The organism is Leptospira levettii, from assembly GCF_002812085.1.
Taxonomy (GTDB): Bacteria; Spirochaetota; Leptospiria; order Leptospirales; family Leptospiraceae; genus Leptospira_A; species Leptospira_A levettii.
This window is the reverse complement of sequence record NZ_NPDM01000001.1, coordinates 1,351,855-1,366,531: the sequence shown is the minus strand read 5'-3', so window position 1 is coordinate 1,366,531 and position 14,677 is coordinate 1,351,855. Positions and strand designations below refer to the sequence as shown.

Here is a 14,677-nt window from a genome sequence, read left to right as displayed (position 1 = left end):
CTATTGAACCAAGAAGTTTAATTAAAAAAATCAATGAGACTATGGTAAATCTCTTTGGCTTTTTTGTCTCCGCTTACACCAGTGATCCTACCGCCTAAACGATAAAAATCGTTCACTTCTTCTAAATGACGTAATTCTACTGCCATCCGAATTGGTGCTTGTAATTTAAAATTGATGTCCAAGGTAAACGAAGGTTTCACTTTCAGTGCTTTTACAATTTCCATATCACTGATTTCCAAGGCAACTCCACCTCGAGAAACGTTCAAAACGTTTTGTTTGATATCAAGAATATGGGTATTTGAATCCATAATTCTTTCTTGAAACGTACGTTCAACCTCTTTAAACAAATCCAAAACTTCACTAGGGATTCTTGTTCTTTCGGTTTCTAATGAGAGATATGCAAAAAAATGCATTTCTTTCATTTGAATGAATAATGGATAATAAATATAAGATCCTATTTTTTTCTTTTTGTATTCATTCACTTTATCATCGAGTAAAAACTCATCTTCAAAAGTTTTTTTAGGGTCGAATACTTCATCCGAATTGTAAGATTCGAATGTTTCCGTATCCAAAACAAAAATTGGTTTTTTATGTTCCTTCATTAGATCAATTTCATCACTGTGTGTTGAGGATGAAATGAATACCACTTTCGACTGAGGGTAGTTCTTCAGAACGGTTTTTTGAATGTCAGATAAAATAACCTGTGAACTAACACCGGTTAATTTCGAAAAATCGATATTTGTTTTCGCAATTAAAAAATTGGAAGCAACAACATTACCTCTTACTTTTTCGTTCCTAGAATCTTGGCGAGTTGTATAAGTTTGCCGACGGTCAATTGCTTTCCCAAGTAAAAGATTATCCTTTTGATTTTGGATTTCGTAATCGATTTCTACATGAAAACTTGGTGTCGCTTGGATTGTAAAAATGGTTTCAATCATTTCGGGCATTGTTTCCAATTCCCAAATATGTGCCCCATCAGGACGTTCCCCTTTAAATTTCACTTTTACAGGGGAATCATAACCTTTTAGAAACAATCCATTTCCAGCCATCATCTGTTTGAAAAATTCAGGCAAAACACGGACGGCTTCTAAAGGAACATACTCGCGTTCTTGGTCGAAATGGATTTTGACTCGATTGATCATGTTAGTCTATCTTCTTAAAATTCACACGTCTATTGCGAGATCTTCCTTCTTCTGTTTCATTGTCTGAAATTGGTTGCGAATAATGATAAGCTTGCACTTTCATTCGTTCTTTTGGTACACCTTTCAAACGCAAATACTGATAAACAGAGAGAGCTCGATCTTCACTTAGATTGATGTTGTATTCTTTATTCCCTATATTGTCGGTATGCCCACCAATTTCAACTTTTTCATTTTTATGTTGGATAAGGAAGTCCGCCAAAAGATCCAATTTTTTCTTATCCTCATCGCTCAATGTTCGTTCGTTGAACGGGAAATAAATAATTGTGTTGTACAGATCATCAAAGTCTTTTAAATTTCGAAGGTACAATACTGTCTCTTTGCCTGACATCTCTTGGATTTTATCTTTTGAAAACAAAAAGGTTTCTTCTTTAAACCCTTTGGCACGTGCTAAGATCTCAAAGTCCATCGTAGGTGTTTGTTCTAAATCAAAATGACCATCTGTGGCCGATAAAGATTTTCCTTTACGAGTCAAATCATCAAAATAAAAACAAATTGCATTTGGTATGACTAAATCTGTTTTTTTATCTTTTACTACAAATCGGATCCCTTGTATGGTTTTGTCAGGACGACTGTCTTTAACAGGTCGTATTGGTTGCAAAATGATTTGTGAATATTGTTCTTTGTCTTTTCCCACATTACCACGGAGATCGAGTAATATTTCTGTTGGATGGAATCCAGGGGAAGAAACTTCCACGCGGTAGAGTTTCCCTGTTTTAATCGTAGTACGAAAATTCTCAACATCTTCTAAAGAAAGATCTCCACCGATCCGTTTTGATGTGATCACTTGGATGGGTTTTGTATCATCGTATATTTTTAAAGTTGAATCTAAACCAATCATAATGGCTTCCGATCCATCTAAAACCAGACCACGGAATACAAAGTCATAGGTCCTTCTCAAATCCTCTGGAACCATGGTTCGATAAATATCAAATTGGCCTTCACCACCAGGGCGATTGGATGCAAAATAAAACCAAAGATCGTCATACGTAACCGATATTCCTTCATTGTCACTTTCTTCCCAAAGGCTATAAGTAGAATAATCAGAAGGTGTATCAAAAGGAAAACCTGTCGATTCGCCTGACAGTGGTTGGTTGGTATTAAATGGATTTCCTAATAATTTTGGAGTTTCAAATTGACCATTTGCTTCATTCAATTCGCTAAAGTAAAAACTGAACTTTCTATTTTTGTCGCCACGATTAGAACTAAAATACAATCTAAGACCGTCCCAATGGAAGTTGGGACTGATTTCATCTTCGCTTGTGTTGATCACTGGACCAAGCGAAATAGGTTTTTGCCAAATACCATCTCTACATTTGATTTTTGGTTTATCTGGATTTTTTTCTGTGTCTTTTGTAATTGGTTCTCGTTTTGAAATCCATAAATCAAATCCACCGAGTCCACCAGGTCGATTGGATGAGAACACAACCGAACATCCATCAGGTGAAACTGCGGGCATTTTATCTTCAAAATTTGAATTGATTTCATTCACATGATTGGGTATTGACCAAAGACCTGTTCTTTGATTGATCTTCGTATAATAAATATTTAATCCGTCATAACCTTCTCTGTTTTTTTTGACATCTTTTTGTGTTTTGTCTCGAACTGATGTGAAGTATAGTTCGTAAGGTTTTTCCTCTTCATCAAAAAGAATCGAAAACATTCCTTCAAAATTGGTAGTATTCAGTTCTCTGAAATTTTTAGGAGCCGACCAGACAGGCAATTTCATTCGGTCAGGAAAACTTAAGTTTTCAGAAATCCAAAGGTCCATCCCTCCTTCTCCACCTGGCCTATTGGATTGGAAGACCAAATACCTACCTGTTGGAGATACAATTGGATTGTACTCCACATTTTGGGTATTGAGAGGTGGGTAAAACCTTACGTCCTTCACTTTCGGAAGTGGTTGGCCGAGGATTGGAAACACCGAAATCAGTAAGGAAACAAGGAATTTTTTCATCTGCCGTCTCTCCTATGTATCGGCTGATCGGAATTTTCTGCCAAGGGAAAAATATGGCTTTAAGTGAGAGGTTCCTAGGGAATCTTCACAATCATGGCTGAAATCTTCGGAATCCTAAACATAACAACTGACTCATTTAGTGATGGAGGGAAGTATTTAAATCCAGATGAAGCCATCAAAAAAGGCACACAACTTTTACAAGAAGGTGCAGATTGGTTGGATGTTTCAGGCCAGTCCTCAAATGTAGCGGCAAGTTTGGTCACGGAAGAGGAAGAATGGAACCGAGTGGAACCAGTGATACGTTACTTTGTTCCAAAAGGGGTTCGAATCAGTTTGGATAGTTTTCGCCCAGAAGTCCAAAAAAAGGCCATTGAAGCCGGTGTTCGATGCCTCAATGATATCACTGGATTTACCTACGAAGGTGATCGTGAATTTTTAAAACCATATAGCCAAAAATACCCTGATTTAAAATTTATCATCATGCATTCGCATAACAGAAATATTGCGAAAGTGAACTCTACATTATCACCCGAAAAAGTTATCAAAAAAATACAAGTTTTCTTCAGGGACAGAAGGAATGAGCTAAGTTCTCTAGGAATTGAGGAATCAGCAATTTTTTTTGATCCAGGAATGGGGTTTTTCCTGAGTGATGACCCAATGGTTTCCTTTCGAGTTTTGCAAGACCTAGAAATCTTAAAATTAGAATTCCCTCAGCTCATGGTAAGTGTTTCAAGAAAATCATTTTTAGGAAATGTATTGGGAAACTTACCAGTGGAAGATCGAGAGTTTGCCACCTTAGCATGTGAACTGCATTTGTTAAAAAATAAAATTCCATTCATTCGAACGCATAACGTACTTAAGTTGAGACAGGCGGAAAAAATTTGGAACTTATGCCAAGAGAACGAATAAATCCATTCCTAAATCAAAATTTATCCTTTCGTTTAAAAACAATGATTCAAACTTGAAGATTGTTTTTTAGTTTAACTCCTTCCAGAACGAACTGCTTTTCGAACATCTTTCCCTTCTTTCGATAACGTTGGGAAAAAAACTGATTCAGGAACTGAATATCCTTTTTCCTTTGCCTTACGATAATAAGGTAACAAGGAGTCCCATTTTGGATTGTCTTTTAAAACGAGAAGTGTGTCTCTCCAAAGTTCCAAAAAATTGATATCTGATTTTTCATTTGTCGATGCTGATTCAGCCCACTTAAGTGCGATCTCATACCGCCCCAATTCAAAATTCCCTTTTAAAAAGTAAAAATGGTAATCTTTGTTTTTTTTAGCAGAGACTTCTAATGATTTTGCATAATCAAGTAAACTGTACCAATTCCCTTTGTGGACCTGAATGTCTGCCATTCCATACAAGGCATTTTCATGAAATGGTACTACTTCTAAAATTTGATTAAAATATCCTTCTGCAAATTGGAAATTTCCCACTTGAAGATAATAATTGGCGAGTTCTTCATAAGCAAATAACTCCCAACCTTTCACACGTGACAATGCATCTAAAAGGACTACTTTTTCTTCTAAACGTAATCGAACTTCCAACTCTTTTAAAATTGATTGGTAAGTAACCGAACTACGAGAAGGTGATTCTTTGCTTACCTTCTGTTTGAGAACTTCATATTCATCTAATAGAAAATAAAACCTTAATCGATTGAGGTGGAGAGATACATCATTAGGATTTGATAGAATACAATTGTCCCAAGTAGCAGCAGCAGAATCTAATTGAATGGTCTTTGTGAAACGAATTCCTTCTTCATTACATTCTTTTGCTTTCGGATCGGTAGATTCTAAAAATAAGGTATCGGATTCTAGGACATCTTGTTTGGCGATTGGATAACGACAATTTTCCAATCCAAAAATCAATAGAATGGCAAAAGAAAAATAAATGGAAGGTTTCAATTTAGGAAGTACCGTCTGAATCAGCGTTTTCCTTCATCTTTTGCGCAAATACTAAATACTGCATCGCTTTTTCTGGGTTTCCATTGAAAAGATACAACAAACTTAAATCCAAAGCCTCTTGCGGATCAGGGGGAGAAAATTCTTCTGGATTTTCTTTGGAGAGTTCTAATTTCGTTTTAAATTCTTTTAATTTTTTTTTGGCTTTCGATTGGATTCTCTCCAAACTTTCTTTTGCCATTTGGTCTTCTTCTTGCCAAGCAGACTGTAAACTTTCATTAAAATGTGTGAACCCAACATCTTCTTTTACCATTGTTGTCAGCAAATTTGCAGACGCTTTATAATTCCCTTGTTTGGCCAAAATTTCGGATTGGATGATTTTTAGCTGAGCATTACCTGGATATAAAATCAAATAACGCTCAATCATTTTTAAACTTTCTGGAAAACGATTCCTTTCGTAATAAAACATCGCAAGCCCTCCTAAAGCTGATTTATGGTTAGGTTCAATTTTGATGACATTGTTCAAATACACTTCCGTTTTCTCATCGTTTCCCAATTTCTGGTATGCTTGGGCGAGTAATAAATGTGCTGAGATAAACTTCTTTTCAAAGGATAAGGTTTGTTTTAAGAAACTAATCGCTTTTTCTGTTTCATTGTGTTTATAAAGAGAAACAGCAAGATTATAACTGTTTTTAACATTCGCATGTAATTTGTATGCTTTTGAGAATAGCGGAATCGCCTCCGCGTGTTTGCCTTGTTTCGCGTAAATGACACCTAAGTTTTGTAAGGCAAGATGGTAATTGGGATCTTTTTCTAATAAAGATTTGTATTGAGTTTCGGCACGGTCCCATTCACCATTCCGCTCCAAACGCACTGCTTCATTGAATAGAGTCAGGATTTCCTGTGCCATACAGAGGGATTATCGATTCAGAATCGATTCTCCCCATAGAAATTTTATCACGAGATTGGAAAAACGAACCGAAAGGTACACACAAGAGTCCAGAGAAAGGGGAAAAATATGCAAAGGCTCATACTCATTACCATTCTATTGTGGTTCGTATCCTGCAGTTCAGCAGATGCTACGAGACGGGATTATAGTGCTTCCGGTGATCCAGAAGATATATTTTTTGAACGTTCACAAAAATCCAAACCTGCTAGTTCGAATGACCCTGTTGCAAGGTCAATCATGGATGATTTAGATGCGAAGTCCAAACCAAGCACTACTTCACCACAAGCTGAATTACCATCCAAAAAACCGACGACTCAGTTTGATGAAGTTGGTCTTTCTTCTTGGTATGGACAAAAATTCCAAGGTAGACCGACTGCCAGCGGTGAACCTTTTGACAGAATGAAAATGACTGGGGCTCATAGAACATTACCCATTGGAACAGTCGTTAAAATCCAAAACTTAGAGAACCAAAAAGAAGCTGTGGTTCGGATTAACGATAGAGGTCCTTTTGTCGATGAAAGGATTGTTGATGTATCTGAGAAAACTGCAGAAATCTTAGAATTTAAAGACAAGGGTGTCACTAAAGTTGGGATTAAGGTCTTAAAAAAAGGTGAGGATGAATTGGCAGATGACTTGGATGATTCTGACCTCTTAGATGATGCGCCCGCAAAACCAGAAAAACTCACCCCAATCAAACCTGGTGTGGCAAAACCATTGGTAAGTGGCAAAGGATTCACGGTTCAAGTTGGTGTTTTCCAAGAAAAAGAACGAGCCATTAAGTACCAAGAGACCATTAAGTCTGAATACAACCAAGCAGTCTTTGTCACACCGAGAGATGGCAAATATGTCGTTCAAGTTGGTGATTTTTCGGACCGTGCGAAGGCAGAATCCCTCAAATCGAAATTAAAATACGACGGAATTGATTGTTTCATCGTTACCCGTTAGACATTTCCCTTTTCCTCCGAGCAAAAAAGTACAGTTCTGATTTGCTCGGAGACGGTGGAAAATGAATTGATTTCACATATCCGCTTGTTACGATTTCGTATTAAATTAACATCTAGAAGACCCTATGGAAAGCACATTATCCGTTGACCACATACTAACAAATTATTATACATTCGGTAGTTTAATTGTCACTGTCCTCCTTGCGGTCTTGGCAACATTTTTCTTTTCACTAAAAGACAAAACTGTCGCAACCAAACACTTAGCTTTAGCATGTTTATTTTTAGCACTTTTCCAGCTTGGATACTTACTAGGTGCCTTTTACTACCATCCGATTGCTTCTTACCATCGTTGGATAACAGGTGGAATTATCATTTTTGGTATCATCCATTTTGGACAATACTTCTTTCGTTTCCCCGACAATAGAGATTATAAAGCTGCAAACATTATCCAAGTAATCTCTTACGTAATTGCTGTTGTTGTTGTATTATGGTTTCTAGTAAGTGTTTCCCAAGGGGAAAGGAAATACCATTTTACGGCTCACCATTGGGATTTTAATTCAGAGGGTGCCAGCCGAATTTTAAGTTTATTCATCGCTGGTTATTCTTTTTTCAATTTCATCGGATTACCATGTTATAGATTATTAAATGTAGAAAAAGACAAACGTAGCACCCTCCTAATCATTATGATTGCAGGTTTGATTGCCGCGGTAGTTCCAAACATAACTAATGTTATGAGTCGTGATGGAGCAATGGAAAGATCTACTTATCTGACAGCAATAGTATTAACTTTCACATTCTCATTCTTTATCATCACGATTACTTTCATCAACAATAGTACAGAACGTACAACGTTTATGGCCAAAATTGTGGGGATATCCTTTGTTACGATCCTTCTCATCATGCAAGCATTCTCTTATTTGGTGGACCAAGAAAAGGAACTTTCCTTTGATAATACCGCCATCCAAAAAGCCTTACGTGTAGCAGAAGGTGGAGAAAGATCAAAGGACATCGTCTTTATGATTGAATACGATTCCAATGGACAAAATCTTAAAAAAGCGTACTTACCTTCCAATGTTACCTTGGACCTGCCTCTTGTCCAAGCGGATTTATACAATACTGCACTTTACAATGAACTTGTTTCCTTAGGAGATTCCGATTATCGAAATTCCCTCACTTCCTTATTATCAAAAACACCTTATTACTTTGCTGGTTACAAAGATGCCATCACTCATTTTTTAAGTGATAATCCAGATCTAGAAGGCAATGAACTCAAAACCGAAGTCTCTAAACTCATTGAAAAGTTAAACAAACGTACATTCATTAATACCAATAAATTGGTAGATATTGATCCAGATAACTTCTGCGAAGAAGGTGTCAAATACATCGAAAAAGTCAAAAATGTTGATACCTTCCGAGACTCAATCCTCAAACACGTAAATGAATGTAAATGGGATGGAAAAGAAATTTCTGGCCGTGACTTAAAAGTGGAAATGTTAAAATTTTTCCGTTATTTTAAGCCAGATTTAACTCGTCACTACCGTAAAGATTTGGATGGACTTTCGCATTACGTTGCTTATATGACCTATGATGCGAAAAAGAAAATCAATCTGGAAGTAGGATTTAATTACCGCGATTACAGAAATTACATGCACAAATCTGCCAAACTAGAACTTGTGATCCTTGCAATTGTAATGATCGTTTTATTAGTCATTTTTCCATTGTTCTTTCGATCTGCCCCTGTGAATCCACTTTATGCTCTACTTGCTGGGGTAGAAAAGGTAAACCAAGGAAATTTAGAAGTTGAAGTGCCTATCAAAGTTAATGACGAAATTGGATATTTAGCCGAATCATTTAACGGAATGGTATCTTCCATTCGAGACGCCAGAAGAGAACTCCAAGATTATGCAGAAAACTTGGAAGAAAAAGTAAAAGAAAGAACAAAAGAACTCCAAGAAAAAATGGATGAAATCCATCGGTTAAAAGTTCAACAAGATGGAGACTACTTCCTAACTTCACTTCTCGCAAAACCATTGTTCTTCAATGCTAACAAATCGGAGAACATTCGTTGTGATTTTTTTGTGCACCAAAAGAAAACTTTTGAATTCCGTAACAAAACGGGAGACTTAGGTGGTGATATTTGTATCACAGGAAACTTAAAATTAGGAAAACCTGATGATTTCCGCCGTTTTACCATGGTGATGAATGGGGATGCAATGGGTAAATCCATGCAAGGTGCTGGTGGATCACTTGTTATGGGTGTTGTGATGAATTCCATTATGGCACGTTCCGCTGGTAACAAACGAATTTTAAACCGTACACCGGAAGAATGGCTAACAGATGTTTACGAAGAAGTGAATGCTGTCTTCAAATCATTTAGTGGAACGATGGTAATTTCTGCTACCGTGATGCTCATTGATGACGAAACGGGAAAGGTTTGGTATTTTAATGCGGAACACCCTTACAGTATTTTATACCGAGATGGCAAAGCAAGTTTCATTGAAAGTGAATTAAAACTTAGAAAACTTGGACTTGATTCTGAATATGCATTTGAAGTGCAGTCTTTCCAATTATTACCAGGGGACCAACTCATCCTTGGTTCCGATGGTCGCGATGATATCGATTTAACTCCTGATGAAGATGTAAGAACCATCAATGAAGATGAAACCATGGTTTTACGTTTTGTAGAAGAAGCGGATGGAGACATCTATGAAGTCGAAAGACTTGTGAAAAATGCAGGAGATATCACAGACGATATCTCTATGTTAAGTGTGGTCTTTAAAAGTGAAAAATCACCGATCCATCATACACCACCAAAAGACGAAATTGCTAACCAACCAATTGATGATTTTTTCGACACACCAGGTGATGATTGGGATGAAGCACTTACAACGACTGGTGCTTTTGAAGAAGGAAAGGCACTTTACCAAAATGGTGAAATTGAACGTGCCATTACCGTCATGAAAAAAGCATTTCTCGCTGATCCTTATAACCAGAAACTAAATAAATTTTTAGGACTGGTCAGTTATAAGGGAAAAGAATACGATATTGCTGCAAAAGTTTTAACTGAGTTTTTAAAAGAGAACGAAGGATCTGGTGAATATTGGTATTACCTAGCGATGTCAGAAAAAAAATTAGGGAATTATGAACGAGCTCTAAAAGCAGCCCAAGAAGCATTAAAATATGACCCTGAAAATTTCCAAAACTTAATAAACCTTGCGGATGTTAGCCGATTATTGGGAAATGTAGACCGAGCTCTTACCTATGTCACAAGGGCGCAGTCAATCGATCCAACCAATAAAAACGTGGTCAAACTTTCTAAATTATTAGAAAAAGCAACAAGCCTCAATTAATTGAGGTTAGAATTAAGTTTTCCACAGAATTGATTCTAAACTTTAGTTTTAAAGTTTAGAAATTAGAAAAGAGCTAAAATGAATTTCAACATTTTGGCTCTTTTTGTATTCAGAACACTCTGCATTTTCTTAGATTCAATTGTATAAAATTTTAAAAAACCAGCTTGCCATAGTTACGAAAATCTGACAAAATAAGCGAATCCATTTTTTAGAATAAGGATCTGTATGAATTTAAGAATTGTATTAAGTGTATGGGCAGTTGTACTTCTATCTAGTACTACGTTATTTGCTCAAAATGCTGATGTTGCATTGGGAAGATACCTTCCACCTGAGAAAGATTCGGTCATCGAAATTTTCAAGTGTGGTGATAAATACTGTGGAAAAACAGTTTGTATCAAAGATAACGCATACCCAGAGAAAGACAAAGACAAAGGTGTCCCTGGCACTCCTTACTTAGATCACAATAATGAAGATCCAAAGCTGAGAACACGTCCGAATTTAGGTATGGTTTTCATCACTGGTTTTGATTATGTTGGTGAAGGTGTTTATAAAAACGGCCGTATTTATAATCCACGCGATGGAAAAACATACTGTGGAAAATTCACTTCACTTGACGGTGGAAACCGATTGGATCTAAAGGGAACACTCTGTTCCATTACATTCATCGGAAAAACGAACAATTGGGTGAAACTTGGTGGTCTAAACTTAGATGACCCGAAATGGGATTGCACCTTTAAGACTAAAAAATAATTGAAATGATACAAAACCTGCCGACCGAGATGGCTGGCAGGTAAATGGTTCTCACCGAAACGTATTTACTTTTTTTCAAAGTCCTTATACAACAAAGACGGTTGGATCCCTTGGTTTGCTTGGTACTTCCCTGATTTGTATTCGCTGATTTCCCCTTCAACGGTATGATAAAAAATCTGACAGATTTGGACTCCAGAGTAAACACGTAGTGGATGGGTCACTTGGATTTCTAATGTCCAAAATCCTTTAAAACCAACATCACCAAACCCAGCGGTGATATGAACAAACATTCCAAGCCTTCCAATGGATGATCTACCTTCTAACATAGGTACTAAATTATGTGTTTCAGTAAACTCTATGGTCCGTCCCAAATAAAGTTTTCCTGGTTCCAACAACAATCCTTCTTCAGGTATCTTTAAGGTTTGTACCGGATTTGGTTTTTTCATATCCAATGGAAATTCAGAATAAACTAACAAATCCTCATGAAGTCTTAAATTATATGAGTTTGGGTTTAACAGTTTTTCATCATAAGGTTCAATTTTAATATCAGAACCTAATCGTTTTAAAATTTCTTTACCAGTTAAAATCAAAGTTCATTCTCCCTTAAACATAGGTTTTCTTTTTTCAGTGAATGCCTGTAAGGCCTCTAACCTATCTTTTGTAGTTAACGTTTCAGAATAACATAATTGTTCCCACTGCAAGGCTGATTCGATTGGCATTGAAAATCCTTGCCGAATTGCCCTTTTGGATGCAGAAACAGCTATAGGTGCAGATTCCGCAATCTCCCTTGCTAAGGCAAGAGAAGAATCCTTCAAATCCACGGGATTCACGACTTTGGAGACCAATCCTCGGCTAAGTGCCTCGGCGCTGGACAATTTTTTACCAGAAAAAATCCACTCCATTGCTGTTGATTCCCCTACGATTCTTGATAATCTTTGTGTACCACCAGCTCCAGGAATAATTCCCAATTTTGTTTCCGTTAAACCCATGATTGCAGATTCACTCGCATAACGAATATCACATGACAAAGCCAATTCTAGTCCGCCTCCAAAGGCAAATCCATTAATTGCTGCAATTGTTGGGATGGATAAGTTTGCCAATTCCGAAAAACAAACATTAATATTGCGGAGAAATCTTTTAACCTCTGGTTGAGACATGTTTTTTCGTTCTTTTAAGTCAGCGCCAGAACAAAATGCATCTCCTACACCCGTAATGACAAGGGCACGAAATTTCTCCTTCTGCACTGCTTTGATGGATTGGTGTAACTCTTCCAAAAATTGTACTGAAATTGCATTTTTTGCTTCGGGTCTATTCAGTTCAATCAATGCTACATAAGAATCGATCGTTTGGATGGAGACAGTGTTCATAGAATTTCCTGTGTGGTAAAAAATAGAAATGAATCTTCTGAAAAATATCCGATAATGGAAGTGGGTACCATGAGAAGGATTTTATACACAATCGGATTCTCGTTAGTCTTTGGAAACAGTTTTTCCTGCGTGAAATCGTCTTCGGAAGATCCGTTGGCTGCTTTATTAACCTCAGCTCCTGTGATATCATCAGTTACCCCACAAATTGGGACACCTGCTCAAAACAATTCCAATGCAACCTATAGTGCAACAGAAGTTGTAATCAAAGGTGAAAATTTTGGAATTGATCCTGTTGTACGTTTCAATGATACAGTTGCATCTATTACTTTGAATCTTGGTACAGAACTTTACACAAAAGTACCAGATGGTACTTATTCAGGTTATATAACCGTTTCTAAATCAGGTGGCTCTTGTTTACCAAATTCAAAAGAGGGAGTCAATTGTTCTGGCACAGAATTTTTTGTAGACTGTTATGCGGTTACCAATAAAGCATATGGCCCTGAAATTGAACTGAAACAAGGACAAGGAATTTCTGTTGAATACGATGGGAATGAGACAAAGGCATACAGAACAGACACATTGTTAAGTGCTCGGAACTTAACTATAGGTTGTGACAGTGTAGTTACTGTTCGAGTGTTTAGTCGCTCTTGTAAAGCTACCGATTATGTACTTCAGAACAACCCCATCATTCCCTTTCCTGCGGGAGTTGCAACGCAGTTTTACGTTACAGCAGAATCTGCAACTTGTAGCTTAGTTCTTTAGTAGGATTTATTCTTCACAAATCGTTTGAATACGATGAGATTCGCTGCTCCCATCCACTCATTCATATACTCTCTAAAAATTGTTTCTCGTGGTTTTGATGCTTTGATTTCAGGATCAAGGTCGTCGTAGTTTTTAATCACCAATCTAGAAATTTCTTTGTATTTCTCTTCAATCATTTCCGTAATTTTTTTAAGTAAAGCTAAGTTATTTTTTTCTTCTCCAACATTTGGTAAAATCACTTCGTTCCAATAATCGATTACATGTTTTTTTACATATTCACTTGGAATCACACGGATTACTTTTTTACCATCGTTTCCTCTTGCATGGATATAACCAGTGTTCACTTCCATTAGGAACTTTTTTGCAATCATATAAAAGTGAGATGGACCTAAATGAAACAAAAAAACATACTTAAATTGGGTAGGTAACATCATATTCATAAGAATAATATTTTCACAAAAAGTAAAAAACTGTTTTAAGAAAGTTTGGTATTCAAGTTCGAAATCATCAGCTGATTTACTTTTTTTCTCAATACTAGTCATAGAACGAATTAATTCAGAACGTAGAACCTGTTCGTCTGCACCTAAATGTGAATCTAAACTGATTGCATTTTTAAATAATGATTTTTCAGCATTATATTTATCCAATTCATATCTAAAAAAATAATGTTGGTCTGAGTTCCAAGTATACTTTCCATATGCTTGGATGTAATTGGTCTCTCCTTCTGTTTTGATTTTTTGTTTGATCGACTTCCAATTATCTTTCGATTTTTCCTGATGATTGTTTATAACTTCATCAGCTTTATATTCAATTCCAGAATCTTCAGGTTCTAATTCTTTAGGTTTATCATATAAAGATTCTTCAAAAACGGAGGAAAGACGGTAAGTTCCTTTATCACGATATTTTGGTTTTGTAGGTTTGAATTCCGTCAAACAATTCGGATTATCAATTTGTAAAATAAAACTCATACGTTTGAGTAAAATTTCTAATTGGAATAATTTTTCTAGAGCAGGAAGGATTCGATAATTTAGTAGTCCGTTATTTTGAAATTCTAAGTCAGTAAATTGGTTACTTTGAACAGCAGATTTTAGTTTTTCCCAACCTTCTTTGGTTTCTATCAGGAAATATCTCAACATCTCAAAGATTAAATGGAACTGAATGAAGTCATCACGATTGTTATCTTCAATGTGCCGTGAAAAATACCGAGAGTAATCTTTCCTTACTTGGGCGAATAAATGTTTTTCATCTAAGTTAAAGATGATTTCTTTTATTTTTTTTTGTGATTTGTCTAGTTCTTGGTCGAGTGTCTTTCGGAAAGGTAAGATTTCACGTTTGTTTGCTTCCGTGAGTCCTGTGCTTAAGAATTGTAGAAAACTTCCAACAATGTTTTGGAAATTATTTAGAAAGTATACATAACCTTTCTTAAAATCAGCAATGAATTGGATTTCGTGATCATCCTCTCGAAACTCTTGCGACATACCAAGAGGATGTTACGAAT

12 protein-coding genes are annotated in these 14,677 nt (G+C 36.4%); 5 read left to right on the top strand and 7 right to left on the bottom strand.

Features of this window, described 5'->3' with window-relative positions:
• Positions 1-17: 17 nt before the first annotated feature.
• Together CH354_RS06465 and CH354_RS06460 are read right to left on the bottom strand one after the other, a co-directional pair.
• Entirely contained in the window at positions 18-1,142 is a 1,125-nt protein-coding gene (locus tag CH354_RS06465) for a DUF1577 domain-containing protein (protein WP_100725787.1), read from the bottom strand.
• 1 nt (position 1,143) lies between these two features.
• On the bottom strand, positions 1,144-3,156 hold the full coding sequence (locus CH354_RS06460) for an OmpA family protein (RefSeq protein WP_100725786.1): 2,013 nt from the start codon (positions 3,154-3,156) through the stop codon (positions 1,144-1,146).
• A 93-nt stretch (positions 3,157-3,249) separates the two neighbouring features.
• Between CH354_RS06460 and folP the strand changes: the two genes are divergently transcribed.
• Positions 3,250-4,065 (top strand): dihydropteroate synthase, encoded by an 816-nt coding sequence (gene folP, locus CH354_RS06455; RefSeq protein WP_100725785.1) that lies wholly within the window; start codon positions 3,250-3,252, stop codon positions 4,063-4,065.
• A gap of 71 nt (positions 4,066-4,136) precedes the next feature.
• On the opposite strand, the gene CH354_RS06450 is transcribed toward folP, so the two are convergent.
• On the bottom strand, positions 4,137-5,060 hold the full coding sequence (locus CH354_RS06450; protein ID WP_100725784.1) for a tetratricopeptide repeat protein: 924 nt from the start codon (positions 5,058-5,060) through the stop codon (positions 4,137-4,139).
• Between the two features lies 1 nt (position 5,061).
• Positions 5,062-5,967 carry a tetratricopeptide repeat protein gene (locus CH354_RS06445; protein WP_100725783.1) on the bottom strand — a complete coding sequence of 302 codons (906 nt, stop codon included), beginning with the start codon at positions 5,965-5,967 and terminating at the stop codon, positions 5,062-5,064.
• Between the two features lie 108 nt (positions 5,968-6,075).
• Between CH354_RS06445 and mpl36 the strand changes: the two genes are divergently transcribed.
• From mpl36 to CH354_RS06430, 3 genes are all read left to right on the top strand, one after another.
• A complete protein-coding gene (gene mpl36 / locus CH354_RS06440; protein WP_100725782.1) occupies positions 6,076-6,951 on the top strand; it encodes an RlpA family plasminogen-binding lipoprotein MPL36 in 876 nt (291 codons plus the stop codon).
• A gap of 124 nt (positions 6,952-7,075) precedes the next feature.
• Positions 7,076-10,300, top strand: coding sequence for a SpoIIE family protein phosphatase (locus CH354_RS06435; protein ID WP_100766342.1), 3,225 nt, complete (start codon positions 7,076-7,078; stop codon positions 10,298-10,300).
• A gap of 225 nt (positions 10,301-10,525) precedes the next feature.
• Positions 10,526-11,050, top strand: a complete 525-nt coding sequence (locus CH354_RS06430) for a DUF2147 domain-containing protein (RefSeq protein WP_100725780.1) — start codon at positions 10,526-10,528, stop codon at positions 11,048-11,050.
• Positions 11,051-11,115: 65 nt separating this feature from the next.
• Here the strand turns inward: CH354_RS06430 and dcd are convergent, their stop codons facing one another.
• Positions 11,116-11,640, bottom strand: coding sequence for a dCTP deaminase (dcd, locus tag CH354_RS06425; RefSeq protein WP_100725779.1), 525 nt, complete (start codon positions 11,638-11,640; stop codon positions 11,116-11,118).
• Between the two features lie 3 nt (positions 11,641-11,643).
• Positions 11,644-12,417: an enoyl-CoA hydratase-related protein gene (locus CH354_RS06420; RefSeq protein ID WP_100725778.1), complete on the bottom strand. Its 774-nt coding sequence runs from the start codon at positions 12,415-12,417 to the stop codon at positions 11,644-11,646.
• Between the two features lie 69 nt (positions 12,418-12,486).
• Between CH354_RS06420 and CH354_RS06415 the strand changes: the two genes are divergently transcribed.
• Positions 12,487-13,179 (top strand): LIC10067 family putative lipoprotein, encoded by a 693-nt coding sequence (locus CH354_RS06415; protein WP_100725777.1) that lies wholly within the window; start codon positions 12,487-12,489, stop codon positions 13,177-13,179.
• Here CH354_RS06415 and CH354_RS06410 read toward each other — a convergent pair.
• On the bottom strand, positions 13,176-14,657 hold the full coding sequence (locus CH354_RS06410) for a hypothetical protein (protein WP_100725776.1): 1,482 nt from the start codon (positions 14,655-14,657) through the stop codon (positions 13,176-13,178). The two genes, CH354_RS06415 and CH354_RS06410, sit on opposite strands and share 4 nt — an antisense overlap.
• Between the last annotated feature and the right edge of the window lie 20 nt (positions 14,658-14,677).

Coding starts and splice junctions, on each gene's coding strand:
- CH354_RS06465 (WP_100725787.1), bottom strand. CDS start 1,142: ATGATCAATCGAGTCAAAATCCATTTCGACCAAGAACGCGAGTATGTT.
- CH354_RS06460 (WP_100725786.1), bottom strand. CDS start 3,156: ATGAAAAAATTCCTTGTTTCCTTACTGATTTCGGTGTTTCCAATCCTC.
- folP (WP_100725785.1), top strand. CDS start 3,250: ATGGCTGAAATCTTCGGAATCCTAAACATAACAACTGACTCATTTAGT.
- CH354_RS06445 (WP_100725783.1), bottom strand. CDS start 5,967: ATGGCACAGGAAATCCTGACTCTATTCAATGAAGCAGTGCGTTTGGAG.
- mpl36 (WP_100725782.1), top strand. CDS start 6,076: ATGCAAAGGCTCATACTCATTACCATTCTATTGTGGTTCGTATCCTGC.
- CH354_RS06435 (WP_100766342.1), top strand. CDS start 7,076: ATGGAAAGCACATTATCCGTTGACCACATACTAACAAATTATTATACA.
- CH354_RS06430 (WP_100725780.1), top strand. CDS start 10,526: ATGAATTTAAGAATTGTATTAAGTGTATGGGCAGTTGTACTTCTATCT.
- CH354_RS06420 (WP_100725778.1), bottom strand. CDS start 12,417: ATGAACACTGTCTCCATCCAAACGATCGATTCTTATGTAGCATTGATT.
- CH354_RS06415 (WP_100725777.1), top strand. CDS start 12,487: ATGAGAAGGATTTTATACACAATCGGATTCTCGTTAGTCTTTGGAAAC.
- CH354_RS06410 (WP_100725776.1), bottom strand. CDS start 14,657: ATGTCGCAAGAGTTTCGAGAGGATGATCACGAAATCCAATTCATTGCT.